The sequence below is a fragment of the Caulobacter sp. S45 genome (assembly GCF_009765965.1).
Lineage (GTDB): Bacteria > Pseudomonadota > Alphaproteobacteria > Caulobacterales > Caulobacteraceae > CAHJWH01.
On the sequence record NZ_LMUL01000017.1, the window covers coordinates 47,828 to 71,424 of the forward strand.

General features: G+C 65.0%; 28 protein-coding genes. 10 read left to right on the forward strand and 18 right to left on the reverse strand.

The window, feature by feature from the left end; translation table 11 throughout:
* Positions 1 to 490: 490 nt before the first annotated feature.
* The 4 genes from GSQ87_RS19990 to GSQ87_RS20005 all read right to left on the reverse strand — a co-directional run bounded on the left by GSQ87_RS19990 (position 491) and on the right by GSQ87_RS20005 (position 4,450).
* Positions 491 to 1,207, reverse strand: a complete 717-nt coding sequence (locus GSQ87_RS19990; RefSeq protein WP_158918041.1) for a TIGR04255 family protein — start codon at positions 1,205 to 1,207, stop codon at positions 491 to 493.
* Between the two features lie 117 nt (positions 1,208 to 1,324).
* Complete coding sequence (locus GSQ87_RS19995; protein WP_158918043.1) at positions 1,325 to 2,374, reverse strand: tyrosine-type recombinase/integrase; 1,050 nt, start codon at positions 2,372 to 2,374, stop codon at positions 1,325 to 1,327.
* Positions 2,375 to 2,719: 345 nt separating this feature from the next.
* Positions 2,720 to 3,433: a hypothetical protein gene (locus GSQ87_RS20000; protein WP_158918045.1), complete on the reverse strand. Its 714-nt coding sequence runs from the start codon at positions 3,431 to 3,433 to the stop codon at positions 2,720 to 2,722.
* 258 nt (positions 3,434 to 3,691) lie between these two features.
* Positions 3,692 to 4,450: a helix-turn-helix domain-containing protein gene (locus tag GSQ87_RS20005; protein ID WP_158918047.1), complete on the reverse strand. Its 759-nt coding sequence runs from the start codon at positions 4,448 to 4,450 to the stop codon at positions 3,692 to 3,694.
* Between the two features lie 73 nt (positions 4,451 to 4,523).
* Between GSQ87_RS20005 and GSQ87_RS23195 the strand changes: the two genes are divergently transcribed.
* Positions 4,524 to 4,835 carry a carph-isopro domain-containing protein gene (locus tag GSQ87_RS23195; protein ID WP_371416708.1) on the forward strand — a complete coding sequence of 104 codons (312 nt, stop codon included), beginning with the start codon at positions 4,524 to 4,526 and terminating at the stop codon, positions 4,833 to 4,835.
* Here the strand turns inward: GSQ87_RS23195 and GSQ87_RS20010 are convergent.
* The gene (locus tag GSQ87_RS20010; protein ID WP_158918049.1) at positions 4,783 to 4,983 is read right to left on the reverse strand and encodes a hypothetical protein; all 201 of its coding nucleotides are present in this window, start codon (positions 4,981 to 4,983) and stop codon (positions 4,783 to 4,785) included. The two genes, GSQ87_RS23195 and GSQ87_RS20010, sit on opposite strands and share 53 nt — an antisense overlap.
* Before the next feature lie 96 nt (positions 4,984 to 5,079).
* Between GSQ87_RS20010 and GSQ87_RS20015 the strand changes: the two genes are divergently transcribed.
* From GSQ87_RS20015 to GSQ87_RS20025, 3 genes are all read left to right on the forward strand, one after another.
* The gene (locus GSQ87_RS20015; protein WP_158918051.1) at positions 5,080 to 5,469 is read left to right on the forward strand and encodes a hypothetical protein; all 390 of its coding nucleotides are present in this window, start codon (positions 5,080 to 5,082) and stop codon (positions 5,467 to 5,469) included.
* 968 nt (positions 5,470 to 6,437) lie between these two features.
* Entirely contained in the window at positions 6,438 to 6,956 is a 519-nt protein-coding gene (locus GSQ87_RS20020; protein ID WP_158918053.1) for a hypothetical protein, read from the forward strand.
* A gap of 343 nt (positions 6,957 to 7,299) precedes the next feature.
* The gene (locus GSQ87_RS20025) at positions 7,300 to 7,596 is read left to right on the forward strand and encodes a hypothetical protein (protein WP_158918055.1); all 297 of its coding nucleotides are present in this window, start codon (positions 7,300 to 7,302) and stop codon (positions 7,594 to 7,596) included.
* 802 nt (positions 7,597 to 8,398) lie between these two features.
* On the opposite strand, the gene GSQ87_RS23200 is transcribed toward GSQ87_RS20025, so the two are convergent.
* Entirely contained in the window at positions 8,399 to 8,590 is a 192-nt protein-coding gene (locus GSQ87_RS23200) for a DUF2158 domain-containing protein (RefSeq protein WP_158918057.1), read from the reverse strand.
* Between the two features lie 1,033 nt (positions 8,591 to 9,623).
* Between GSQ87_RS23200 and GSQ87_RS20035 the strand changes: the two genes are divergently transcribed.
* Positions 9,624 to 10,769 carry a phage baseplate assembly protein gene (locus GSQ87_RS20035; protein ID WP_158918059.1) on the forward strand — a complete coding sequence of 382 codons (1,146 nt, stop codon included), beginning with the start codon at positions 9,624 to 9,626 and terminating at the stop codon, positions 10,767 to 10,769.
* A gap of 647 nt (positions 10,770 to 11,416) precedes the next feature.
* Positions 11,417 to 12,127, forward strand: a complete 711-nt coding sequence (locus GSQ87_RS20040; protein WP_158918061.1) for a hypothetical protein — start codon at positions 11,417 to 11,419, stop codon at positions 12,125 to 12,127.
* 597 nt (positions 12,128 to 12,724) lie between these two features.
* Here the strand turns inward: GSQ87_RS20040 and GSQ87_RS20045 are convergent.
* The 12 genes from GSQ87_RS20045 to GSQ87_RS20095 form a co-directional block, all read right to left on the reverse strand.
* Complete coding sequence (locus GSQ87_RS20045; protein ID WP_158918063.1) at positions 12,725 to 12,922, reverse strand: hypothetical protein; 198 nt, start codon at positions 12,920 to 12,922, stop codon at positions 12,725 to 12,727.
* On the reverse strand, positions 12,922 to 13,584 hold the full coding sequence (locus GSQ87_RS20050; protein ID WP_158918065.1) for a hypothetical protein: 663 nt from the start codon (positions 13,582 to 13,584) through the stop codon (positions 12,922 to 12,924). The genes GSQ87_RS20045 and GSQ87_RS20050 overlap by 1 nt, the downstream gene beginning before the upstream one ends.
* A gap of 210 nt (positions 13,585 to 13,794) precedes the next feature.
* Positions 13,795 to 14,064 carry a type II toxin-antitoxin system HicB family antitoxin gene (locus tag GSQ87_RS20055; RefSeq protein WP_158918067.1) on the reverse strand — a complete coding sequence of 90 codons (270 nt, stop codon included), beginning with the start codon at positions 14,062 to 14,064 and terminating at the stop codon, positions 13,795 to 13,797.
* Positions 14,065 to 14,091: 27 nt separating this feature from the next.
* Positions 14,092 to 14,460 (reverse strand): DNA-binding transcriptional regulator, encoded by a 369-nt coding sequence (locus GSQ87_RS20060; RefSeq protein ID WP_158918069.1) that lies wholly within the window; start codon positions 14,458 to 14,460, stop codon positions 14,092 to 14,094.
* The gene (locus GSQ87_RS20065; protein ID WP_158918071.1) at positions 14,447 to 14,728 is read right to left on the reverse strand and encodes a BrnT family toxin; all 282 of its coding nucleotides are present in this window, start codon (positions 14,726 to 14,728) and stop codon (positions 14,447 to 14,449) included. The genes GSQ87_RS20060 and GSQ87_RS20065 overlap by 14 nt, the downstream gene beginning before the upstream one ends.
* Positions 14,729 to 14,901: 173 nt before the next feature.
* The gene (locus tag GSQ87_RS23205; RefSeq protein ID WP_371416709.1) at positions 14,902 to 15,396 is read right to left on the reverse strand and encodes a permease prefix domain 2-containing transporter; all 495 of its coding nucleotides are present in this window, start codon (positions 15,394 to 15,396) and stop codon (positions 14,902 to 14,904) included.
* Positions 15,396 to 15,746: a PadR family transcriptional regulator gene (locus GSQ87_RS23210; RefSeq protein WP_371416710.1), complete on the reverse strand. Its 351-nt coding sequence runs from the start codon at positions 15,744 to 15,746 to the stop codon at positions 15,396 to 15,398. The genes GSQ87_RS23205 and GSQ87_RS23210 overlap by 1 nt, the downstream gene beginning before the upstream one ends.
* A gap of 571 nt (positions 15,747 to 16,317) precedes the next feature.
* Positions 16,318 to 16,500 carry a hypothetical protein gene (locus tag GSQ87_RS20075; RefSeq protein WP_158918075.1) on the reverse strand — a complete coding sequence of 61 codons (183 nt, stop codon included), beginning with the start codon at positions 16,498 to 16,500 and terminating at the stop codon, positions 16,318 to 16,320.
* 57 nt (positions 16,501 to 16,557) lie between these two features.
* Positions 16,558 to 17,676, reverse strand: coding sequence for a DNA-processing protein DprA (dprA, locus tag GSQ87_RS20080; protein WP_254063180.1), 1,119 nt, complete (start codon positions 17,674 to 17,676; stop codon positions 16,558 to 16,560).
* Entirely contained in the window at positions 17,673 to 18,308 is a 636-nt protein-coding gene (gene plsY / locus GSQ87_RS20085) for a glycerol-3-phosphate 1-O-acyltransferase PlsY (protein WP_158918077.1), read from the reverse strand. The genes dprA and plsY overlap by 4 nt, the downstream gene beginning before the upstream one ends.
* A gap of 59 nt (positions 18,309 to 18,367) precedes the next feature.
* A complete protein-coding gene (locus GSQ87_RS20090) occupies positions 18,368 to 18,910 on the reverse strand; it encodes a gamma carbonic anhydrase family protein (protein ID WP_174241479.1) in 543 nt (180 codons plus the stop codon).
* On the reverse strand, positions 18,907 to 19,329 hold the full coding sequence (locus GSQ87_RS20095) for a MerR family DNA-binding transcriptional regulator (protein WP_158918079.1): 423 nt from the start codon (positions 19,327 to 19,329) through the stop codon (positions 18,907 to 18,909). The genes GSQ87_RS20090 and GSQ87_RS20095 overlap by 4 nt, the downstream gene beginning before the upstream one ends.
* 245 nt (positions 19,330 to 19,574) lie before the next feature.
* Here GSQ87_RS20095 and GSQ87_RS20100 point away from each other — a divergent pair, with 245 nt between their 5' ends.
* The 4 genes from GSQ87_RS20100 to GSQ87_RS20115 are packed head-to-tail and all read left to right on the forward strand — an operon-like array spanning position 19,575 to position 23,577.
* Positions 19,575 to 20,048 carry a DUF2076 family protein gene (locus GSQ87_RS20100; RefSeq protein ID WP_158918081.1) on the forward strand — a complete coding sequence of 158 codons (474 nt, stop codon included), beginning with the start codon at positions 19,575 to 19,577 and terminating at the stop codon, positions 20,046 to 20,048.
* Positions 20,049 to 20,105: 57 nt separating this feature from the next.
* Positions 20,106 to 21,308, forward strand: coding sequence for a paraquat-inducible protein A (locus tag GSQ87_RS20105; RefSeq protein ID WP_158918083.1), 1,203 nt, complete (start codon positions 20,106 to 20,108; stop codon positions 21,306 to 21,308).
* Complete coding sequence (locus GSQ87_RS20110) at positions 21,305 to 22,987, forward strand: intermembrane transport protein PqiB (RefSeq protein WP_158918085.1); 1,683 nt, start codon at positions 21,305 to 21,307, stop codon at positions 22,985 to 22,987. The genes GSQ87_RS20105 and GSQ87_RS20110 overlap by 4 nt, the downstream gene beginning before the upstream one ends.
* Complete coding sequence (locus GSQ87_RS20115; protein ID WP_158918087.1) at positions 22,984 to 23,577, forward strand: membrane integrity-associated transporter subunit PqiC; 594 nt, start codon at positions 22,984 to 22,986, stop codon at positions 23,575 to 23,577. Before GSQ87_RS20110 ends, GSQ87_RS20115 begins: the two co-directional genes overlap by 4 nt.
* Positions 23,578 to 23,597: the final 20 nt, after the last annotated feature.

Below are 23,597 nucleotides of genomic sequence, written 5' to 3' on the forward strand. Positions count from 1 at the left end.
ACCCACCTCACCGCATCCTTGGGGATGCATTCTATGCTTAGCCGCCCAGCTTCGGACGCCCAAACGGCGACTATGTTCCCCTCGTGGGTGACGCCGACACCGGGGCGTCGAACCTTACGGAGGAACGTAATCATCCGGAGAAAGGTAGTGAAGGACTCTGGAGAAGGAAGGCGGTCAGAGAGGTCCCATTCCTCTGGGTCGAGAAGCTTGTCGATATCGCCGAAGAGTCCTTCGCGCCACGCCGTGTCGAGGTGAACAGTGAACAACCCGGCTTGCGCTTTCAGGTGGAAAGCTGCGACCGCTAGCCGAAGATCGTCCTCCGAGTCGTTTTCGGAGAGAGGTGCCGTGACAACGCTTTGGCTTGCGGACGAATTCAGGCTGATCGACTCGCCACGCATCACCGAGTCCGAGATTCGGGTCACATCGAGAGGGCCGCCACCCCATCCGCTGGTCACCGGAACAAGCTCGACTGGAGTCAGCCCGAGGTACATTATCGTATGATCTCCCGAGCGCGATCCGTGATGCAGGCTTCGAAGACGGAGGTACCCAAGCTTCGCATCTCGGATAAGGCTCCGATTATATCGTTCCACGATTGAGGGACGTCAACGTCTCGCCCAACATCGATGTCGAGCAAAAGTCCTGCGTGATCGATAAGGGGTGAGAGCGTCGTGCCCGCGATGAGGATCATCTCGTAGCCCTCGTGGCGGCTGTGGTCTTGGGCGCTGAAGCCAACGGTAGTTGTCGGCGATATTGGCGGCCGCGCGCGGAAGGTTAGAAATTCAGAGGGGTCTAGTCCGATGGCGGTTGCAACCGGGATGTCAAATCGATTCCGAGATCGAAGGCCGAGTCGCACGATCTTGCGTCGCCCGACCTCCTTAGACCAGACGCGCCATGCGCGCTCGGCGCGAGAAGTAAAGTCTTGCCAGCTAATGTAAGGAAAATTCCGAGTGTAAGTCATGCCGTAAGGTCTGGTTACGACGATATTGGCGGCGTCCGCCGACTTAAAGTGGACTGAGTCGATTCCGGCCTTGGATATCCTCGGATCTGATCCTGGCTGTATCTTAAATTCCCAGTTATCATGCTGCTCGCGTATTGGATATTCGGATTTAAGTCTTTTCCCGACGCGATCAAATTCATCCAAAACCCCATGAGGCTCTGTTCTGAACTCGACAATGACCTCGAACAATGGTGACTTGGAATAGCTCATGGCAGACTTTTTCTGAGAGCGGGCGCTAGATCCCACTTTGAGTTCAACTCGCAAAACATTGATGAAGATGGTTGTGCGCGGCCATCAGGGCGACCTTCCGTCGGCAAATTTCAAGTCTCATGACCTTGCCAGGGTCGATTTGGCTTCGTTCGACGCGACCTTCCTAACCAGCGCCTTCACGATCCGGTCCTGGTCGACGTAGCGCGCCAGGATCCGGCGGACCCGCTCGCGCTCCCAACCCATCACCTCGGCGATTTCTTCCTCGGTCAGGCCGGCGAGCCGGAGCCGTGTGGCGAACGTGCCGCGCGCGTCGTGCAGCGAGCGCTCGATCTTCACGTCGGCGGCGAACTTGGCGATGCGGTGACTGAGGCTGTTCGCGCCCCAGGCGCGGCCGTGAGCGTTCAGCAGGACGGTCTCGTCGGGATCCTTTCGGCCGATCTCCTTGAGGAGGGCGCGGGCGTCGGCGAGCAGTGGGATCGTCGCCGTCCGGCGCAAACCGCTCTTCGCGGTGGCCAGCTGGATGGCCAGATCTCCGACCTGGCTCCAGCGTAGTGTGACCAGGTCGCCGCGGCGCAGGCCGGTGAGGCAGGCGAGCCGGAGTGCCTGTGATATCGGCGCAGGCGCCTTGTCGCAGAAGGCGGTGAGGGCTGCAGCCTCCCAGATCAAGTCGGCCCGATCGCCCTCATAGAGGTGCGGGATGCCGGCGGCGCGGTTCGCGGAGAGAATGCCTCGCTCGACCGCGAAGCCGAGTACGCGAGAGAGGACCTGTACGCCATAGTCGGCCGCGCGCGGCCGGTCGGCGTACTCATCGCGCCAGTCCATCAGGTCGGCCCGGACGCGGGAGTCGTCTAGCATGCGCAGGCTCAGCTCGCCAATGTCGTGGAGCGAGATCCGGTCCAGCCAGCGCGACCATTCCTTCTTGGTGCTGGCGCTCAGGCCGGTGAACTCGGGCTTGGACTTGTAGAGGGTGACGAGGCCGGCGAGATTGTCGTTCCGCGGAGCCTTCCGATCGGCGACGGCCAGATTGTAGGCGGCCATGAACTCGGGCGAGCCGGGCTCGCCGGGCAGGCGAGGGCCGCCTTTCCAGGCGTACCAATAGACCGTGATGCCGCCGTCGGCCCGTTTAACGCGGACCTGGTTGAGCCCCTTGAGCCTTACGAGCGGCACGCCGCATTCTCCATTCCTCTAGGTCGTCACGCTGTGCAGCCGGCGAAGCGCCGGTCAAGACGCGTACGCCGCCGTCGGCGGTGATCTCTATGCTGGCCACATGCAGACCGGCGTCTTGGGCGGGCCTGATCGCGCGATCGATCTCGGCCTTCCGGGCGGTGGGTCTACGGAGCCTGGAGCGCTCGCCTATCATCGCGCCGGCGGCCCTCAGCAGGGGTGAGGTCGCATCAGCCATTGCTGCTGTCCGCCAGCGTAAGAAGGGTCTTCACCCGCACCATCGCGTTTAAGGCGCCGACGAGGTCGACAAGCCGCCGTTGCGCGCGGAGGTGCGGGTGCGAGTTCAAATCAGGAGGCTTTGGCCAAGCGCGCTGTCTCGGGCAGCTGCGGCTCCTCAGCAGCGTCGCCTCCGAGCATGGCGCAGACGCCAGCTAGGGACCCCTCCAAGATCTCATGGATATCAGAAGCGTTTCCCTGGAGATCCATGAGGCTGAGGCGGACGGCGCTCACTTTGACGGCGGCGTCCTGAAGCGAGCAGCACGGCGCCGCGTGGACGTCATCGAGGAGCTCCTCTCGCCTATCCCACAGCGGCGCCCCCAACCAGTGATCACCTTCCTCTGTGTAGTCTGAAATAGCGTTCGCATCGTCGCCGGCGCGACGGGCGTCGGAGAGCATGGCGGCTAATGCGGAGACTCCCCTGACGGTAGCCAGATCGCTTCTGAGCGCCCGCAGTGCTGCTGTAAGGCGGGCTGGATCGAGGGCGGCGCTTTCGAGGGCAGCTGCCTTTTCCTCGAGCTCAATCCAAGTCCGCGGAGGCCATCCGATCAACGCTGCGGCGGCGGCGTCGAACGCCCCTACTGCCGTGGTATAAATGGCAGCCTCGTCGGTGGTGGCCAGGCGCCCAAGGGCAACCTGATCGCTAAGGTGGCCCTTTCGAGCAAGATCTGCGGTTGCGTTCGAGAGACGCCATTGCAAGACATCCAGCGCAGAACAGGTTTGCGGATCGAGTGCGGGAACGGCGAGCGCTTCGGCGTAAGCGGTCGAAAAGTGATGGATCGTCATTTGGGTTTCACCTCAGTTGAGCGGCCATAAACGCGCTCCTGGCGGCCGAACAGGAGGGGGTGGTTCCCTGCAGCCGCGAGAGATCTCGGGCCAGAAGGAGTGGGATCGCGATCTGTGCCGGAGGTGCGGGCAGGTCTGGGCAAACGAGGCCGAGCCGACGTTTTCAAACCGCAATCGTAGCGCATGAGCTCCTCCACGCGATAAACGCTACAGAATATAACGCGATCAAGCAATATAAATTGTAGCGGCGCGCGTCAGCTAGGTGTTGTTGGCCCTGGTGTGGCGACCGCTGATCGTCTCGAGTGGCGTTTCAAGGCTCGCGACCGTCGGTACGTCATCTAGGCCGAGCTTCATCGGTGGACGCTGTACGAGCGTATATGCGGCGGTGATCACCCCTATCACCAACTCGGCTTCGGTCAGCGGGTGGTGATTCGAGCCGTCTAACGCGGAAAGCGAGAGGGTGCCTTCCGTCATTGCAAGGCGTCGAACCGTTATCTCCTTCAAGCCGGCGCGTGTTTTCTGCACTAGAACGGCGTCGCCGTCTCGAAGCCGAATCTGATCACCTGGGACTACAAAGACGTGGGTGCCATCAGAAAATTGTGGTTCGGCATGATTATCCTGGATTTGATAAATCTGCATGCCCGCTAATGTGTCGTTAGCGCCAGGAATATCGAGATTTCGCTCGGTTTCACGAAGTGAAGCGGTGGCATCTTCGACATACGAGCCAGCTTTAACAATTCCGACGACAGGAAGACGAAGCCCACTTACGCGATCGAATTCATAGCGGCTCAGCGATGTTCCTCGCATCAACCAATTTGGGGTTACATCATATGCGTGGCAGTAATCCGCGAACGCATCTGCAGGTATGCCGTTTTGGCCACTTTCGTGCGCTCGCACGGTGATGGGGTTCATGTTCAGGGCGCGAGCGGCTTCCGCCGCGGTAGCGAACTTAGCCTGCCGAGCCTCCTTGAGGCGTTCGGCGATTTCCAACAGTCTGTTGCGCGATCCACTGGCCATCGTGTCTCCATACTGGACCCTGCGATACAAATAATATTGACCAGATGCGCTATAAAACGTATCGCCGCTTCAAATGGAAGCTCGAACGGTCATCCTGACATTGGGAGGAGCAGCCGCCCTCGCGCGGGAACTCGGCATGCCTGCCGGGGAAAAAGCAGCCGGTACTATCCGAGCCTGGGCGCATCGTGGATCTATTCCTGGAGAATGGATGGCCGCCGTCTCAAGGGCGGCCGCGCGGCAGGGCCGACCCGAGATCAACGAAGCTATGCTCGCGGCAATAGCAGAGCGCCGTTCCCTAGCCGCGCGAGGATTATCAACCGGGAGCAGTGGGATCACGGCGCCTCCTTTGGGACGGTTGCAACGCCCTTGTGAGCCGACTGCATGATCCGCCCTCGGCGCAACGCCAAGCAGATCAGTTCGGCGCTCGGCCGTTCTAGGGCGTCCGGAATCTTAGCTTGGGGAGTTCCGTCCTCTTCAGGCCCGTCCTTCATTTCGGTCGTCACACCCGCCGCCTCCATCTGCAAACGCAGCATCGCTCCCTCGATCGCGAATTACTCCCTTGATTCCGACGGCTTTGTTCAATGAGCCGAGCTCTAGAGGCAGGGGAGCTCAAGGCGCTAGTCCGTGCGTTGGTGAAGGCTGCGGGTGGCGTCGAGGCTTGCGCCATCGAGCTCGGGATCTCGGGGGAGCGTGTTTCGCAGCTCCAGCGCCCCACCTGCCTTGATCAAATGTCGCTCCTTTGCATCTCACAGCTCGAGGCGGTGATCGGCCGAGCGATCGTCACCGGTGCGGCGGCGCGGGCGGCCCAAGGAGAGACTTTCTCTCCGATCGCCGTGGCGGTCGTGTCGTCGGTGATGGCGTCGGCCGCCGCGCTGCGGGTGATCTCGGAGATGGATCGGGACGGGCGCCGCGATGCCCGCGAGATCTGTGACGTGCAGAAGGCCGCTCAAGAAAACCTCCGCCTGGCGCAGGCGCTCGCCGACACGGCCGGACGCTTGCAGCTCGGGAGTGTCGCGTGATGCAAGTCGCGACCGCGAGCGCGCTTCTCATTTCTCGGCGGAGAGCGCCGCTCGCCCCAGCTGAGAAATCCTTCATCGCTGACCGTCGGCGCGCGGGCCTTAGCTGGCAGGCGCTGAGCGCCATCACTGGCGTGAGCCAGCATGGCCTGCGCCGAGCTTGTGATCCTGGCTACGGGATACGGTGGCGCCAGCGTGTCATTCACTGAGCCGCCCGTTCAGCGGGCGGCGATCGCCTCGCTCTTGGGCCCCTGGCGGCTACGGCGCCGAGATTCTGCCGCTACCGAGAGGGCGGCCGCCTCGCACGCCGCCATGCTCGCGACGATCGCGCGTGATCGCGAGCGACCTGGGCGCCCTCGTCCGCCTCACACCGCGATTCGGCCGCGCCCCCGCTCTGCGTCCCTAGCCTGGCAGCAAAAACGCTGACGGCGACGCGGCCAACCGCATCGATCAATACGGTTCCGACCAGAGCCGCTGCCGTCCGCCGAGCAAAGCCGGCGAACGAAGCTCCCGTTGGAGGTCCACCCTAACACGCCCCTCAATCGGGGGGTGAACGGGCGCGTGTGCCCCCGACGACGGGCTTCCCGCCGCGATGACTGAGGTGTCAGCGCGTTCGCGGGCGGCTGCGCCCTGTCGGAGCCATCGGGAGACTTTCCGATGGACGTGCATCGATATGCACCTTCCGCGCCCGCGGCGATCACCGCAGGCTGGCGCTTGGCTAAGCCCTCCGCCGTTTCCTCCAGGCAGCTTGCCGCGTGGCGGTCATGAGCGCGCGGAGTTGGGAACGCGATGGGGTGCTCCAGGCCCGCCCCTCGGCCGGCCGGCTAGATCCGGTGGCAGTCGCCTTAAATCTTGAGGCGCCGATGACTGAGACCGAGCCCTCTCAGCGGCGAACTGGGGCGAAGGTCCGGCGCTGTTCCCGGCCTTGGCAGTGGGCGGCGAGCTTCTGTAGGCATGTCGCCAAGGAGGCGATGAAGCGGATGCTCGACGCCTTGGCCTGGTATGCCGACCGCCTACCGCGTCGCCGGGGACAGGGCTACGGCGAGATCTCGCCCAAGATGATGCGCGTCTATCGTGAGTTGCTGGCGATTGCGGTCAAACCCGGTGGCGACATCCTTACTCCCGCGTACAGCCAGATCGCTTACAAGGCGCGGTGCTGCAGGGGTACGGTCGGCCGAGCTCTGGCGGTGCTCGAGCGGCACGGCTTCCTCGAGCGTCTGCGGCGCGTTCGTCCGCGGGCTGCCGGTGACGGCCGCTGGGAGCAGGATACCAACGCCTACCGGCTGATGACGCCGCCGGCGGCCGAGCGCCTGGTGAACGCTCCGCATCTTGGTCTCGACATGCGGGCTGTGCCGCGGCCCTGGCCGCCGAGGGAGAGGTGTCGGCCCATACCGCCGTTGCCTCAGGCTCAGGTCGACTTCCAAGCAGCCTTCCTCGCCGGCTTCGAGGCCGCGCAGGTTCAGAGTACGGCGGTCAGCCGGATTCCGTAGCTCCATTTTTCTAAGAGGCAGGATCAGAATGATGAGTGCGCCTGCCGGCGCACAAATTCGCCTTTAAGGCGTCGTTTCCCCAGCTTCAGAACCTTTGCGTCGCGCAAGGGCTCGCTGGCGCTCGCCCGAGTTAGCTCTCCGGCGAGAGCTCTCGATCCCGCACCCGCAACGGCGATTGGCGTCGTGGGCGCGGGAAGGCATTTGATTGAGAGGTGCCGAGAGGCGTTCGACGGGCACGCTTTGGCTCGCCGCGCCGCGGCTCGGTTCTGACTTCCCCTAACACCTGGGCTGCCGTAAAACGGCCTACCCGCGAGACACTCAGCGGACGGGAGCGGTTCTTTCGATGACGATTTTCGCGATCCTAATGCCAAGCCCTCAGGACGCGCTCTCGAAAAAAATCGAGGATGAATTCAAGACGGATTCCTTGAAGATTACCGACACTCAATACCTGGTATCTGCGCAGGGAACGGCCCAAGAGATTTGTGTCCGTCTTGGGATTTTTAATTCAGACGCAGCAGTTCCGGTAGTAGGTCAGGGAATTGTATTTGCAACGTCCGGCTACTTCGGGCGGGCGCCGGCAAATATCTGGGAATGGGTGAAGGCAAAATTGGAAGCGCCTACTTCGGCGACAACAAGCTAGTGAGCGAGGGCAGTCAGACACCCTTGGTGCCGGGACAAAAGGGGTACGCGGAGCCACCTCCGCCAAGTTTCCCTGTAACGACACCTTATGGAGACCTATCTCCGACGCAAACAATCTCGACGCCAGAGCATCTAGATTGGCATATGATACAAGATCATGAGCTAACCCAGCTTTCGAGCACCGAGAACGGGGTTATAGCGTCGCTTGCCTTCGCAGGATTGGGCGCAGCGATTGGACTCTGTGGACCTTTTCTGTCCGCCTATGAAAGAGTTAGAGCTCGGCCGCCTCAGGCTTTGGGTGCCGCGGAAATATTTTACCTCGTCACGTTTAGTGGAGCAGTCGTTCTAACGATCGTTTGCTTTTGCATTCACATTTCCAACAGGCGTCGAAACAAGAGCATTGCCGCCACGATTCGAGAGAGGCCAAAGCGTGGAATGGGCCCCAGCCATGGAGCTCCAAGATAGCGGCCGAGTAGTCCGCCGCACGGTGCTCAGTGACTGGCTCTCACGGGCGGCCACGTGATCGATCAGTCTGAGCCCCGGTTTCTGGTGCCCCATAACCCGATTGCCAGCGCTCCAGTGCCGGCCGGCGCAGCTTGGCGTTAGGCCGCATGGACTTTGTGCGCATAGGGAAGCATGACATCCGTTAGAAGCGGGGCGTTCGCCCCGAGCGTCCCCTGGGGGCCTTCGCCGACGCCAGCCTTGTTTAGTTTATCGCCCCTGTCAGTCGCCATGCGCCGAGAGGTTTGCCCTAACCTCTATCGGTTTTGGGCGAGGGCGATAATGTTCCTTATCGCCCAGCGTTAGTTTCCGCCGACAGGTCTCAGGGCCGCCTCGGGAAAGTCCGCTTGATTCGTGCCGGGTTGGTATTGAGACGTGCCCGGCTGTTCGCTGAACCAGCTGCATGTCCAGTTGCCCCGCTCGGTCTGAGCAGTGATGGTCATCTTGGGGCTTCCGCTCTTCAGCTCAACCACGTCGCCGATTTTTAGAGCCACAGGCTAGTTCTCCATCCTAACTCGCGCGGGAAATAATCCAGACGGGAACGTCCTAATAACATGACCCGAAAAGCCGCACAGCGTCCAATAACCCGTCAGGGGCGGGACATAATGCGTATTATGTCCCACTTCTTCTTCAGCAAAAATTTCTGAAATCAACGAGTTAGCGCGCGACGGGGTTTCGCGCCCACGGCTTTGCGCGGAGAGGCGATCTCCGAGGCTATCGAATCACTCCGAAAACCGTCGCGGCGCGGGGCTGTGGCGGATACCGGAAATCACGCTGATCGGGAGTGAGGGGCTTGTCTCCACCCTGGAAACGGCGGCGTGAACCCCGCAAATTTCGGGTCATAGGCGCAGCCAGGCAGGAGTGCACATAACTCCTCGTCAAGCCGAACAATAACTCCAGCTTCCAAAGGCCGATAGCGAACATAACCCGTCAGATGGCGAACATAACTACAGTTATGTTCACAATCGAGGCGGTGGGCGGCGAGACAAAAATCCAATCCGATCAACGGTGTATTTCGCAGACGCCTGTGACCATCTCGCCGTTCGCGCATGTTGACGCGGACCAACCCACAAATTCAGTGGGCTCACGAAGCAGATGCGCTCCGGCCGCTCGATTTCGCAACGGGGCCATCGCCGTGTGGGAGTTGCGGTCATGCGGGCGCGGGATTGGAGCGCCGCAGGCCGCTGCGGCCCCGCGCCGGGCGCGGCGGTTCAGCGCGGTCAAGTCGGTGTCAATCTCCGCGCCGCGCCTCACCTGCTCGACAGAAACGCCGGCGCATCGCTGCGGGTGGGCCGGGCATCATCGACGGCAAGGAGGCCGCAAAGGTGCTCGCCGCAGGGACCCCACCGTTTTGGTTCATCCTCGATCGGCGTTAGCGATCTTCAGCGCCGCGTATGTGGCCTGACCGTGCTCCCGCGTCAGGCCGAAAGGCTCTGCGACGTTCCCATGGCGAGCTGCGGATGAACGAAGCCGACCCAGCTCTCTCAGTTCATGCCTGCCAGCTTCCAGGCCTCGGAGAAAACTCATATGGCTGACGCCACGCCCGCCGTTGCGCCGATCACTGTTACCTCGGGAAAGGCTGTCCCGGACGATACCATCACGCTGATCGTCAACGGCCAGAACATCACCGGCTGGACCGACGTGCGGATCACGCGGCGATGCGAGGGGATCCCCAACGACTTCGAGCTCGGCCTGACCGCACTCAATCCGAGCGATAGTTCCCAGGTCGTGGCCTACGCGGGCCAGACCTGCGTGGTGAAGGTCGGCCGCGACACCGTCATCACCGGCAACATCGACCGGGACACCAACCAGATCGATGCCAATAGCCATCGGCTGGGTATCATCGGGCGCGGAAAGTGCGCCGACTTGGTCGATTGCTCGGCAGAATACCCTGGCGGTCAGATTAGCGGGGCGAGCGCGCTGGGCATCGCGGCAAAGCTGGCCGAGGCCTACGGGATCACCACCTCCCAAATCGGCATCCAGACTGAGACGCCCATCCCGCAGTTCAACCTGAGCCTCGGGGAAACGGCGCAGGAAATCGTTGACCAGATCTGCACCTACAGCGGGCTGCTCTACTACGAGGACGAGCTGGGAGATCTGATCCTTTCGCAGATCGGAAGCGAGCAGGCAGCCAGCGGTTTCGCCTACGGCCAGAATGTCCAGGCCTGGAACGTCGTCAATTCGATGGACCAGAGGTTCAGCAAGTATGTCTGCGCCATGGTCAGCATCTCGCCGCTGACCGAGCAGGAAAGAACCGACAACCTCTTCTTCACCGCGTTCGACCCCAACGTCACGCGGCACAGGACCAAATATCTCATCGCCGAGAGCGTCTCGGGAGCGAGCGAGCTGCTAGAATTCCGAGCGCTCTGGGAAGCCGCCCGCCAAGCCGGCCGAGGCACAGTGGTCACCTTGACGGCTGATAGCTGGCGGGACGCCGGCGGGACGCTCTGGACGCCGAACACACTCGCCCCGGTCACCGGGCCAGGCCTGCGGATGAGTCCAGGCGCGCAATTGGTGATCTCGGAGGTCGTGCTGCGCTACGATAACGATGGGGGGAAGGTGGCGGACGTGACTTTGATGCCGCCGGCGGCCTTTGCGCCCCAGCCCATTCAGATCCTGACCCCGCCGTTGGCTACGGCCATTGACCCGGACGGGTCGTCCTCGATCGGGTGAAGCTTGTGGGCGCGGAACCTGCGCTCACGGATTGGACGGGGCGCGCAGCCAGAACGAAAGATTCCATGGTCTGGCTCGGGGATAGGTGGCCGTGGCGTTCGGCTCAGAATGAGCAACGCCACGGGATCTTCGAATGCGGCAGCTACGCGCGGATCGAGCCCCAGGCGACCCCCACGCAAGTCGAAGATCGTGGGGCCGACATCGTTCCGCGCTGCAGGCCGCCTCGGGCCACGCAGTGATCCAGCAGCCGCCTGCACCGGCTGACTCAAGGTGATCTTGGGTCCTTCCGGGGCAATCGTGCGTCGAGGGTAATTCGAACCGCGACCTGTCTCCAGCTATGACCCCCAAAAAAGGGTCCGCACTGCGTAGTCCGCACTTTGAATCAGGTGCGGACCTCGTGCACCCATCCTCGCGCGGCATCCGAAACCCTTGTTCAGCAAGGCGTTGGGGAGCGCGCACCTGCGGAGGCGGGTGCGGACCCTAGGTGCGGACAAGTGCGGACAAAGTGCGGAGGGTCCGCACCCAAGCGCCGAAACTACGCACTTTGTCCGCACCTGGTCCGCACGACCCTCCGCACCCGCGCCGGCTCGAGCGATGCACGCGGCCGGTCAGAATTTTCCCCCTCTATCCAAACAGGAGAGCCACCCATGACGAAGTCCAGCCCCGCCGCGATCAAGGAAGCCGAGGAGGCTGCCCCGCCCCCGGCGGCCGAAAAGGCCGCCTATCTACTAGCTCGACAATCGCTCGCCGCCGCCCGTGAGAAGGCGACCAAACTCCGTGAGCGTCTGGTCGCCGTCGACGCCGAGATTGTTGAGCGCCAGGCTGCGCTCAGCGAGGCAGGGGAGCGGATGGCCTCCTCGCCCGATGACCTGGCGAAGTCTCAAGCCTTTTCGGAGGTGACCTCGCAGCTCACGAACCTCGAGGCGCAGCGGGCAGCCCTTCGTGATCGCCTTATCCCAGAGGCCGATTCGCAGATCGGGGAAGTCGCCGGCGAGCTCGAGACTGCGCACACAGCGCTGAACCGCGCTGACTTCCGATCTGCGGTGCGGGAAAAACTGTTGCCCGCGGATCGACGTTGGGTCGCGGCCATCGCCGAAATGGAGAGCGCCCTGGAGGCGTCCCAGGCTGTGCGCGTTGAGCTTCGATCTGAAGACGCCTTCCGCCCATTTTGGGAAGTCGATCGGGGCATGGGGCAGAAGCGAGACTTTCTCGCCACAGGCACGCTGCGGGCGGCGGTGACGTTCGGCCTGGCCCGCTTCATTCACACCTACGCAGCGAGCGGCCGCCACATCACCGCGTCGACGCCGATCCAGGACATCGTCGCGCTTCACATCCAGAATTTTGGCCTGGAGGAATAGCCATGGGGCTGAGTTACGACATTCGGAACCCTGCGAAGCCTCCCAGTGGCGCCAGGGAGTGGCGGTGGGACGCGAAGGCGGGCCGGTGGATGTTTCAGCAGGCCGCCGGCGCAAAGCCGAGCAGGGGAGGTGCTCGCGCTGTTGTCTTCGTCCCTAAGCCAACGGCTGGCAAGGCCCCCACGTCGCCTCCCAAGGGGCGCCCAGCATCACCCTCGAAGCGCGAGGCTGCACCGGCGCCGCAGGGCGCCGGCGGTGTGGCGGCGGCCGCGGGAGGCGGGCGATTTGACCATCTGGTTGCGCATGCCGCCGACCCCGATCCATCAGACGAGGAGAGGCGCTATTGCACGGACTGTAATGGAACCGGAGCCGTTGACGGGAAGCCGTGCGAAGCATGCGCCGGAATCGGGATTATCGTTCCGGCTCGGGAGGAAGAGGATCGATCGGCCGCAAAGCTACGGGCCGCTGAAATCCTCAGGTCGGCAGCGATCGCACGTGGCGAGGTGTCGGGCTCCAAAGGAGGCCGCAAGCCGCCGCGCGGCTCGCTTGCCGAGAAGATCCTCGCGGCCGCCGCCAAAGCTAGGGGCGAGCGCTAAGGCTCTAGCCGCGGGTATTCCCGCTCTCGGTGGCGGACGCGCGCGCTTTTTCCGCCCGGTAGACATTGAGGCCGTGGCTGTCATGGATGCCCAGTGCGCGGCCGATCGCCATCCAGGTCGCGCCGTCGTCTCGCATGCGCACTAGCCGTTCCCGATCTTCGGCGGAGAGAGCGGTGTAGGGTTTCCGATAGGCGTAGCGCATCACGCCTGATCTGGCGCCGCGGGGACTTTGCGGAGCGCGTGATGGGAGCGAGCCGCCTGGTCGATATCCGAATAGGCGAGGCGGAGATTTTCGCACGCCTGGCGGACAACTGTTCCCTGTCCGTGAGTGTCCCCCTCGCCGGTGATCCTTTGGACCTCGGCCCGCCAGATTAGAGCCGAGCCGCACATCACAAGCGGCTGAACCAGAGCCCGCAGAACCGCCGCGTTTGCACGGCCAATCATGCTGAGGACCTGCTCAAATCGAGCGCCGGCATCGAGCATGCGAGCGTTTACCAGGTCGCCAGGTCCCCTCGGAGCCTGATCGATGATCTCCAGCGTTGGCCTCGCGTCTTCGGTGCGGATGCCCATGCTATCGCACCAGTCCTTGAAGAGCCGATTGGCCGCCTGAAACTGGCCTTCAGATAGGCCTCCCTTCCGATGCAGTAGTTCGAAGGGGTCGCACCTCTTGGCGTAAATCGCCCGCTTGTTCGGTTTGTTGGTCGTGATGCCATCCCCGCTGGGGAGGGCGAGGGTATCGTTGGCGATCGTCCAGTTTGACGGGTCGTTTGCAGCAACGCGCTCGTCAGCCCGCCGGCGCGCGGCCGCCAGCCGGATCTCCTCCGGGCTCGAGGGCTTGCCTCGTTTGCGAGCGGCACGGCTCATTGGGCTGGTCCTAAGTCGGGGCATCCTTCCTACGGCTGGGCGGTGCTATCGCCGATGCGGTACTCAGCCGCCTAATTCGTCGCACTGAAGTTGGCAGCAGCGGCGCCCGCAGCCACCAGGCCAGGCCGAAACCACCTCGGTGGGTCTTGATTGTAAGCCCTGCTGTCCTTCGGACTGACAGGGCTTTTTGCGTTTCGGCTCAGGCCACTATTACGTTGTCACGGTGAAAGTGACACGAGAGGCAGTCCCTGGGGCAAGCGTCACCAACTCCTCGCCTTCGCCAGCGGCGCGGGGGGACGGAACTGCGCGGCCGTCCGCCATGTAGGCCAGGATCGCCTCCTCGAGCGCATCAGCGGCCTCCAGACGCGCGGCCTCCAAGCTGTCGGCGCCAGTGACAACCTCGGGGATGTCCGGAAAGGTCACCACCCAATCGCCCGCCTCCTCTTCCTGAAAGACAGCAGGGAATGCCCAGATCGGCATTGGAGCTCCTCCTTCTCCGACTTGGCGTTAAGCGTGCAGTAGCTCAGCCACCTCGCGCTTGGCCTTTGCCGGATCCTTCATGATCTGCCGCAGGAGATAGAGCATCGCGGTGTCCGCGCTGGTGCGCCCCTGCTCAAGATCGCGTAGGCGCCCAACCGTCAGCCCGTAGGCCATGGCGAACTCTGGTTGGGTGAGATCGGCTGCAGCTCGCGCGGCGCGCACGGCGCGCACAGTGTCTATCCGCTGAAATTCTTCCTTGGTGAGGGGAGGGTTGTCGGGATCCGATTCGGCTGCGCGCGTGATCTCGACATCGGTCTTCGCATCCAAGCGCGCGCGGGTCTCCGAGGATAGCTTCGGGGGATTCTTCGGGTCGAGGGTGAACTTAACGTCGGCCATATTCGCGATCCTCGCTACGGTTGGTGGCGCGCGCGGAGATGAGCCGCAGGGCGGCGGCGCGCAGGGTGTAGACGACGGCGAAGAGGCGGCCGTCGATCATGCCGATCACCTTGCGGCGAACCTCTTCATCCGTGGCTCTCGACACGTCCAGGTCGACGGCGTGGGCGTCGGTGAAAACGGCCGTCGCTTCGGCGAAGGATATGCCGTGCTTTGCGATGTTGGCCGCTTCCTTCGCGGCGTCCCATTCGAATTGCGTCGGCGTTTCCATATCCACAATGTACGGGAAACCCGTAGTTTCGTCTACGGAAAACCCGTATGCGACACATATTTCGGCAGATCGCTATCTAGCCTAAGCGACGCGTTTTTGAAGGCGGGGCCGCCTAGACCTCTGAAAGCGGTCAAGCGCCAGATTGTGGCTCTGGAGGGCAACGCGCTCGCAGTTTAGCCTCCGAAGAACCGCCAAAGCGTTTCTCCGAACGGGAGCAGCCGCATAGCCCCAGAGACGAGATTGCCTACTGTCACGCTAGCCACATCCCGCCAGTAAAGAACGCGAGCCCACCCTGGGCCTAGCCGGGCGCAGCTTTTGGCGAAGGACTCTGCGGCATCGCCCAGCTTCTCCTCACGCTGTCGCGCGGGGCATACGAAACTCAGCCAACGTTCAGCAGAACGCGGAGGGCTGTCCGTTAGGGGGAGGGTCGAAGCGATCATCCCTTTTGATATAATTGTCTGACGGGCCGTCCACTGACGGAGCACGTCCATGGTCGAATGGCCGCTCACCTCGATAACGATCTCTTGGCGGCTGGGACTCACCAGGGTGACATGCGAAGGATTCTCACCCGAAAGCACAGCTTGCTCTAGGGCGAAGCGGACCAGGTTATGAGTGGGGATGCCTGCAGGATCTTGAACTTCGACGACAAGGGTGTGAAGCGGCGGCATCAACAAGCTCCCGCGGGCAAGAGCGAAGCGAACAGGTGCGGTTTCTCGCTCGAGCGCTCAAGCGCTAGAGCGCCAGCGCCCGTTACAGCGTACAGCCGCTTCCGGCGGCCGCCACGCACAGCGGTTGGTTCTCCCCATTGGGACGAAAGAAAGCCCTTCCTCTCTAGCCGCTCGAGGACGGTGTAGATTGCGCCAAGGCTAAGCGTCCGATGGTGTTCAAGCCGGTACGCCTCCTGCAGCGCAGCGCCATACGTATCTCTTGGCCGGCTAATCAAGATCGACAGAATGTCCATTTCAAGAGCGCCCAACGATGATCGGCCCATAATGCCTCCTCGGCTTCTGTAGGACATATAGGGGAAATAGATGAAATCGGCAAGCCGAGCGAGCTCCGCCGTTGCTGGGCCAATTCTAATGGCCCAGCAACGCCTTGCGCTGCAAAGGGAAGATCAGTCCTGAACGTTGGAGTTGTGCTGGAACGGCTCAACAATCGCTCGACCTGTCACGCCGGCGCTTTCGCAGCCCTGCGAAATCGCTGCCCCAGGAACAGACACGGAATTGCTTCCCGCGATTCCCCCACATTCGGGTGGGGAGTTCCCATTTTAGACGGATCTAAGACGTGGGGAGTGGGATGAGGTCTATCTATTTTCCCCTTACACCATCAGGGAGTGATGGTGTCGCCGGACAGGATTGAACTGTCGACCTCAGCCTTACCAAGGATGAGGTCAGTTCGGCGCGTGGGCATTTGTGGCGTAAAATCGTGCCTTGTTATTTTTGGGAGAAGTTCCCTAACCGATTGATTTGATTCAGGAGAAAAACAGGTGGTTTGGGAGCTAACTACCTAGACCCACAAGCTTATCCGCAGCCTTCCAAGCTGAGGATGCGGGTTCGATTCCCGCTACCTGCTCCAACCCTTTCAGTTCTCTAGCGCTTCCGGTCGGTCTTTTCGTTGGGCGCGCCCGTCGACGGATCGGTGCGGGTCTTGTTGGTGTGGCTGGAGCCTTCCGAGCCGTGCGGTTCGGTGGCGGGACGCGGCGGCTCGCCCGGCTTCAGGTTCTCGTTCTCGGTGGATTGGGAATGGTCCCGCTGGATTGGGTCGTGTTGCATGGGTGGCCTGATCTCGCTGTCGCTGCGTAACGCGCGCGCTTGGCCGCCGATCCGAACTCAGTCCATCCGCGCGACGAGACCGCCCGGCAACAGCTCGGCCCGGCCAGCCAGCGTCAGCTCCACCAGGGCGGCTAGGACCGTGGGTGTGGGCTCTTTCAGCGCGCGCACCACCTCGTCCAGAGGGACGGGCGTTGGCGACAGCAGGGCGTGGACGCGTTCCCGCAGCCGGTCGGCGGCGGCGTCCAGGGCCACGTCGTCCACGGGCGGTCCCTCGAACAGATCGAGCTGGGGTTCGCGCATCACGCCGATCCCCTGCAGCACCCGCAGCACATCCTCCAGGCCTTCGCATAGGTTGGCGCCCTGGCGGATCAGGTCGTTGGGGCCCTTGGCGCGCGGATCGAGTGGGGAGCCCGGCACGGCGAACACCTCGCGGCCCTGTTCGGCGGCCAGCCGGGCGGTGATCAGCGAACCGGATCGGGCTTCGGCCTCCACCACCACCACGCCCAGCGACAGGCCGGAGATGATTCGGTTGCGGCGGGGGAAGTCGCGGGCCTGGGCGCGGCGGCCGACCATGTTCTCCGACACCAGACAGCCCCGGGCGGCGATGCGGGCGTAGAGCTCGGCGTGCTCGGGCGGGTAGATGTCGTCGACGCCGCCGCCGAGCACCGCTGCGGTTCCAGTCTCCAGCGAACCTTCGTGCGCCGCGCCGTCCACCCCGCGCGCGAGGCCCGACACCACCAGATAGCCCGCACGGCCCAGATCGGCGGCGAGCGCCCGGGCGAAGCGCTGGCCGGCGGCCGAGGCGATCCGCGCGCCGACTACGGCCACGGCGGGCGTGGCGAGCAAGTCGGCGCGGCCGCGGGTCCAGATCAGCGGTGGCGGTGGGTCGAGCACGGCGAGCAGGCGCGGGAAGGTCGGCTCGCCCACGGTGGTCAGGGTCGCGCCCAGCCGCTCGCCGCGTTCCAGTTCCTGATCGGCTTCGGCGAGGGTGGTGACGTGGAGCGGACCCGTCCGGCCGCCGCGACGGGCGAGGTCGGGCAGGGCGGCCATGGCGCAGGCGGCGGTCCCGTAGCGGCGCATCAGTTCGCGGTAGGCGACCGGGCCGACGTTCTCGCTGCGCGCCAGGCGCAGCCGCTCGCGCCGTTCGGCGGCGGAGATCGCTGCGGCGGCCGTCACGGGGAGGGCGTTTGGGGCGACGAGCCGGATGTCTTGCCGAACTTCGGTTCCTGGCCGCTGGTCAGCCGGGCGATGTTCTGGCGATGGCGCAGCACCACCAGCACCGCGCAGGCCAGGATCAGCCAGATCACCGGCTGGGGCGCATGCCAGAGCACCGCGAACAGCGGGGCGAGCACCGCCGCGGTCAGGGCCGACAGGGACGATATGCGGCTGACGGCGAACACGACCACCCAGACCGCGAGCGCGGTCAGCCCGACCGGCCAGGCCGCCGCCAGCATCACCCCCAGCGCCGTGGCCACGCCCTTGCCGCCCTTGAACCTGAGCCAGACCGGGAACAGGTGGCCGACGAAGGCCGCGCCGCCCGCCAACGCCCCGGCGGTCTCGCCCAGCAGGGCGCGCGCCACCAGCAGGGCGATCGCACCCTTGGCCGCGTCTCCGATCAGGGTGATCAGCGCCAGGTCCTTGCGGCCGGTGCGCAACACGTTGGTCGCGCCGATATTGCCCGAGCCGACCTTGCGCAGGTCGCCGACGCCGCCGAGCCGGGTCGCGATCACCCCGAACGGGATCGAGCCGAGCAGGTAGCCGCCGAGGAGAACGCTCGCCAGCGTAAGGAAGGTCAGACCGAAGGACATGGGGCGACTTTAGGGCGAGCGCCGGGGACGGTGCAAGCCGGCTTGGCCGTTGCGCGCGCTCAGCCCAGGGGCTGCGGCTTCAGGCCGGCGGCGTAGCGGCGCCAGTTGCGGACATAGCGCGTGGCGCTCAGGGTCAACTGCGCGCGGGCCTCGTCGTCGAGCGTGCGCACCACGCGGCCGGGCGCGCCGACCACCAGCGAGCCGTCGGGGATCTGCTTGCCTTCGCCGATCAGCGCCTTGGCCCCGATCAGGCAACCCTTGCCGATCTTCGCGCCGTTCAGCACCACCGCGCCGATGCCGATCAGGCTGCCGTCGCCGACCTCGCAGCCGTGCAGCATGGCCAGATGGCCCACGGTGACGTCGCGTCCCAGCGTCAGCGGCGAGCCGGGATCGGTGTGCAGCACCGCGCCGTCCTGGACGTTGCTGTTCTCGCCAATCTCGATCGGTTCGTTGTCGCCTCGGAGCACGGCGTTGAACCAGACGCTGGCGTTGCGCCGCAGGATCACCCGGCCGATCACCAAGGCGCCCGGCGCGATCCAGTAGTCGCCGTCGGCAGGCGTCTCCACCGCGACGCCGTCGAGGCTGTAGGCGCCGGCCGTCACGCGGTCGCCTTGGGCGCGCGTTTGGCCAGGGTGCGCAAGGTCTGGTCCTCGATCTCGCGTAGTTCCAGCAGGGTCTTGGTCAGGGCCTCGCGCGTGGTCTCCAAGTCGTCGATCCGATGGCGGACAGCCTCCAGCAAGGTGCGCAACTGCTCCTTGTGGGTCGGATCGACGTCGTAGAGGTCCAGGAACTGCTTGATCTCCCGCAGCGAGAAGCCCAGCCGCTTGCCACGCAGGATCAGTTGCATGCGGGCGTGCTCGCGCCGGGTGTAGACCCGTGTGGTGCCGGCCCGCGAAGGCGTGATCAGCCCTTTGTCTTCGTAGAACCGCAGGGCGCGCGGGGTCACCCCCAGCTCCTCGGCCATTTCCGTCACTGTGTAGAGCCGCGTCGGGGCGTGCTCAGCCACCTCGGCAGCTGTCATGGGCTTGGTCTCCCGGCGCTCCCCGCGCCAAGACGGTATTGTCACACCGATTTGGTCCGACAAGGCTGCGGCCCGGAGACGCGCTCCCGACCGCAGCCGCTGGGGACTCAGAACGAGATGCGCGGACCCACAGTCGGAGGGAGAGGTGACAGCAGACGTCCGCCACTCCATGTTTCCGCCTTCGCTTTGACGAAATCGCCGCCCAGGCGTTGAGTCGCTCGAAGACCGATCCACAGAGGTTTCCCATGACCCCCGACGAACGCAGCATCCTGCAGCAGTTCCTCTACGATCTCGGCCAGACCCGCGGTGCGGCCAAGGATCAGGAGGCCGACGCCATGATCTCCCAGGTGACGCGCGCCAACCCCGACGCCATGTACCTGCTGGTCCAGCACGCCATCATCGCCGACCAGGCCCTGCTGGCGGCCCAGTCGCAGATCGAGCAGATGGAGCAGCAGGTCGCGGTGCGGCCCGGACCGACCTCCTTCCTCGGTGGCGCTGGCGGCCAGCAGCCGGTTCAATCCGGTGGCTGGAATCAGGGCCAGGGCCAAGGCGGCGGTTGGACGCCCGAACCGCAGCAACTCCAACCGCAGAGCCCGCTTTCGGCCAATAGCGGCCTGGGCAGCTTCATGCGCACCGCCGGCACCATGGCGGCCGGGGTCGCCGGGGGCGAGTTCCTGGCCCACGGCCTGTCCAACCTGTTCGGCTCGCGGGACTGGTAGGGCGGGTCGCATGTTGGCAGGTCGGGCGTAGGCGGCTGAGTCGATGAAGGACCGGCGTTGACCGTCGCCTGCCTCGCCTGCGGAACCGTGCAGGACACGCCGCCCGTCCCCACGGCGAGCGAGTCGTCCTGCTATGTCTGCACCTCACAGATTCAGCGCACCGCCTGGCGCAGCCGCACATGGGCGCTGGGCGTGGCCTGGACTGGCCTGATCCTGATGGCGGCGGCCAACCTGCTGCCGCTGGCGGACGTGAACCTGCTGGGCGTGATCCGGCGTAGCTATCTCGCCTCCGGGCCGGCGACGATCTGGAACGAGGGAATTCCCAGCATCTCGCTGGTGCTTGGGCTGGTGGTCGTGGTCCTGCCCCTGGCCCGCTTCGTCCTGCTGATCCTGGCCCTGCAGATGGCCGGCGGCGCGGGCCGTCCCCGCTGGCTCGGGCCTGTGTTCCGCTGGGCCTTGGAGCTGGAGACCTGGGCCATGCCCGACGTGGCGGTGCTCGGCTTCTGGGTGGCGCTCAGCCGTCTGGCCGCCCTGTTCCCGCTGACGCTGGGACCGGGCGCCTACGCCCTGATGGGCGCGGGACTGGCCAGCCTGCTCGGCCGGGCCCTGCTCGACAAACGCGAGGTCTGGCAGGACATCGCGCCGGATCGGCCCGATCCCGGCGGCGAGACCGTATCCTGCGGGACCTGCGACCTGCTGCTGCCGGCGTCGGCGGCCGGCGAGCCCTGTCCCCGCTGCGGGGCGCGGTTGGAGCGGCGCAAGCGCGACGCGCTCGCCCGCACCGCCGCCCTGGTGCTGGCGGGCGTGGTGCTCTACCCGCTGGCCAACCTGTTCCCGACCTTCACCATCGTCCAGTTCGGGGTCGGGACCAGCTACACCATCCTGGGCGGCGCGATCGAGATCGCCAAGGCGCACCTGGTCGGGCTGGCCATCCTGGTGGTGGTCGCCAGCTTCGTCATCCCGATCCTGAAGCTGTTGAGCCTGGGCTGGTTCCTGATCTCGATCCGGCGGGGTTCGCCGCGCCGGCTCAGGACCAAGACCCGGGTCTACCGGATCGTGGACGAGATCGGCCGCTGGTCGATGGTCGACCCGCTGACCATTTGCTTCCTGTTGCCTTTGCTGCATTACGGAAGCTTGACCTCCAGCCGTCCCGAGGTCGGCGCCGCCTTCTTCACCGGGGTGGTGGTGGTCACCATGCTGGCGACGCGCGCCTTCGATCCCCGGCTGATGTGGGACGCCGCGCAAGGGAGAGCCGTTTGACCGAGACGCCGGAAACCGAGGACGGCCAGGCCGCGACGCCGCGACGGACCTCCGCGCGCATCGAACCGAGCCGCTGGCCGGGCTGGGTCTGGGCCATCCCGATCGCGGCGATCCTGGTGGCGGGCTGGCTGGCCCTACAGGGTTTCGCCACCCGCGGCGAGACGGTGACGGTGAGCTTCGACACCGCCGTGGGCCTGGAGGCTGGCCAGACCCAGGTCAACTACAAGGGCCTGGAGGTCGGCGTGGTCAAGGCGCTGCAGCTCCAGCCCAATGGGCGGATCGTGGCCAAGATCCACATGCACAGCAATGTGCGCCCGCTGCTGCGCACCCACACCATGTTCTGGATCGTCGGCGCCAAGCCCAGCATCACCGACATCGCTTCGCTCAAGGCTGCGGTGTCCGGGGCGGTGATCTCCATGCAGCCGGGGCCGGGCGAGCCGGCCAACCATTTCATGGGCCTGGACGAACCGCCGCCCATACCGCCCGGCACGCCGGGCTCGGCCTTCACCCTGGTGGCCGACCGGCTGGGGCCGGTGCAGGAGGGCTCGCCGATCTTCTATCGCGGGATCGAGGCGGGGAAGATCACCAGCTACACCCTGACCGCCAGCAACGAGGTGCGCATCGGCGCCTTCATCAACGCGCCGTTCGACCGGCTGGTGCGCACCCATTCCCAGTTCTGGGTGCAGAGTCCCTTGCGCATCACCACCGGCGCCGGCGGACTGGAGGCCCAGATCGCCTCGCCCCAGGCGGTGCTGACGGGGGCTGTGACCTTCGACAACCTGAAGACCGGGCAGGACGCCGGGCCCCAGGCCGAGGGCGGCGATTCCTTTGTGCTGTACTCCGACCAGAACAAGGCTGAGGTGGCGCCGACCGGGTCCCAGATCGCCTATGGCGTGGACTTTCGCGATCCCGTGGGCGACCTCCAGCCCGGCGCGCCGGTGCAGTTGCGCGGCTTCCCGATCGGGCGCGTGACCATGGTCGGCTTCCACTTCGATCCCGCCAGCGGCACGCTGCAGACGCCGGTTACCATCATGCTCTACCCCGACGCCATGCACCTGCCTGTCGGCGGACGTGCGCCCTTGGACGACATGTTGCGCAAGCTGGTCGGGCGGGGCATGCGGGCCAAGCTGGTGCAGAGTCCGCCGCTGGTCGGCTCGCGCATCGTCAGCCTCGACTTCGATCCCACCGCCACGGGCGGCGCTCTGGGCCATAGGGCTGAGCTGCTGACCATTCCCTCCAGCAGTTCGGGCGAACTCAGCGACGTGGTGACGGAGGCCGATGCGGTGATGCGCAAGGTCAACCGCCTGCCGATCGCCGAGATTGGCGAGAACCTGCGCGCGCTCACCACCCGGCTGCGGACCCTGACCGACTCGCCCAAGGTGGACGACAGCCTGGACCACCTGGACAGTACGCTGGCCAACGTCGACGAGATGGTGAAGACCGCCAAGCCGCAGGTCGAGCCGTTGATCGCCTCCCTGCGCTCGGCGGCGGATCAGCTCCAGGGCACGGCCGCCGCCGCCGGCCAGCTGGTCAGCGGCCAGGGTGCGCCCCAGGGCACGGACCTGCCTTCGGCGATCAAGCAACTCAACGAGGCGGCTCGCTCGGTGCGCTCGCTGGCGGACTATCTCGGTCGCCATCCCGAGGCGCTGGTCCGGGGCAAGACAGGAGACGCGAAATGAGGCGCCGCACGGTTCGGTTCGCCGTCTTCTCGCTCGGGGCCGCGGGGCTCGCCGCCTGCGGGCACAGCGCGCCGACCCGCATCTTCACCCTGGATGCGGTCTCGCCCCAGGCCGCGCTTCCGACGGCGGCCGCACCCTACGGCGGCGCTCCGTTCCGGGTGGATGCGGTCCACCTGCCCTCGGCCCTCGATCGGGTCGAGGTGGTGCGCCAGACCATGGCCGAACGACTGGAGGTGAGCGACTTCGATCACTGGGGCGCCCCGCTCGGCGATCTCGCCCGTCGCGCCCTGACCCAGGACCTGGTTGCGCGCCTACCGGCGGGCGCGGTGATCTATCCCGATGCGCCCAAGCCGCCGGGGGCCGGCGGCCTGGTGGTGGACGTGCTGACGTTCCGGCGCACCGACCAGGGCTATGTGCTGGACGCGAGCTGGACCCTGCTGGCGGGCCCGGCGGGGACAGCGCCCTTGCGTCGTCAGGTCAGGCTGACGGACGCCGATGTCGGGCTCGGCGACGCGGCGGCGGAAGCGGCGGCGTTGAGCCGGCTCTTGGGTCAGCTTTCGGAGGCCATAGCGGCCGGTCTGGTCCCATAGCGGCGTCTCGGATGAGCGCT

Bases quoted from the DNA above. Each gene is read 5' to 3' on its own strand.
- GSQ87_RS20040 (WP_158918061.1), top strand. From the start codon at position 11,417: ATGACGAAGTCCAGCCCCGCCGCGATCAAGGAAGCCGAGGAGGCTGCC.
- GSQ87_RS23210 (WP_371416710.1), bottom strand. From the start codon at position 15,746: ATGTCCTACAGAAGCCGAGGAGGCATTATGGGCCGATCATCGTTGGGC.
- GSQ87_RS20010 (WP_158918049.1), bottom strand. From the start codon at position 4,983: ATGCTGCGTTTGCAGATGGAGGCGGCGGGTGTGACGACCGAAATGAAG.
- GSQ87_RS23195 (WP_371416708.1), top strand. From the start codon at position 4,524: ATGGAAGCTCGAACGGTCATCCTGACATTGGGAGGAGCAGCCGCCCTC.
- GSQ87_RS20065 (WP_158918071.1), bottom strand. From the start codon at position 14,728: ATGGAAACGCCGACGCAATTCGAATGGGACGCCGCGAAGGAAGCGGCC.
- GSQ87_RS20100 (WP_158918081.1), top strand. From the start codon at position 19,575: ATGACCCCCGACGAACGCAGCATCCTGCAGCAGTTCCTCTACGATCTC.
- GSQ87_RS20045 (WP_158918063.1), bottom strand. From the start codon at position 12,922: ATGCGCTACGCCTATCGGAAACCCTACACCGCTCTCTCCGCCGAAGAT.
- GSQ87_RS20025 (WP_158918055.1), top strand. From the start codon at position 7,300: ATGACGATTTTCGCGATCCTAATGCCAAGCCCTCAGGACGCGCTCTCG.
- GSQ87_RS20115 (WP_158918087.1), top strand. From the start codon at position 22,984: ATGAGGCGCCGCACGGTTCGGTTCGCCGTCTTCTCGCTCGGGGCCGCG.
- GSQ87_RS20020 (WP_158918053.1), top strand. From the start codon at position 6,438: ATGAAGCGGATGCTCGACGCCTTGGCCTGGTATGCCGACCGCCTACCG.
- GSQ87_RS20095 (WP_158918079.1), bottom strand. From the start codon at position 19,329: ATGACAGCTGCCGAGGTGGCTGAGCACGCCCCGACGCGGCTCTACACA.
- GSQ87_RS20060 (WP_158918069.1), bottom strand. From the start codon at position 14,460: ATGGCCGACGTTAAGTTCACCCTCGACCCGAAGAATCCCCCGAAGCTA.
- GSQ87_RS20075 (WP_158918075.1), bottom strand. From the start codon at position 16,500: ATGCAACACGACCCAATCCAGCGGGACCATTCCCAATCCACCGAGAAC.
- plsY (WP_158918077.1), bottom strand. From the start codon at position 18,308: ATGTCCTTCGGTCTGACCTTCCTTACGCTGGCGAGCGTTCTCCTCGGC.
- GSQ87_RS19990 (WP_158918041.1), bottom strand. From the start codon at position 1,207: ATGAGCTATTCCAAGTCACCATTGTTCGAGGTCATTGTCGAGTTCAGA.
- GSQ87_RS20035 (WP_158918059.1), top strand. From the start codon at position 9,624: ATGGCTGACGCCACGCCCGCCGTTGCGCCGATCACTGTTACCTCGGGA.
- GSQ87_RS20005 (WP_158918047.1), bottom strand. From the start codon at position 4,450: ATGGCCAGTGGATCGCGCAACAGACTGTTGGAAATCGCCGAACGCCTC.
- GSQ87_RS23205 (WP_371416709.1), bottom strand. From the start codon at position 15,396: ATGCCGCCGCTTCACACCCTTGTCGTCGAAGTTCAAGATCCTGCAGGC.
- GSQ87_RS20050 (WP_158918065.1), bottom strand. From the start codon at position 13,584: ATGAGCCGTGCCGCTCGCAAACGAGGCAAGCCCTCGAGCCCGGAGGAG.
- GSQ87_RS20000 (WP_158918045.1), bottom strand. From the start codon at position 3,433: ATGACGATCCATCACTTTTCGACCGCTTACGCCGAAGCGCTCGCCGTT.
- GSQ87_RS20055 (WP_158918067.1), bottom strand. From the start codon at position 14,064: ATGCCGATCTGGGCATTCCCTGCTGTCTTTCAGGAAGAGGAGGCGGGC.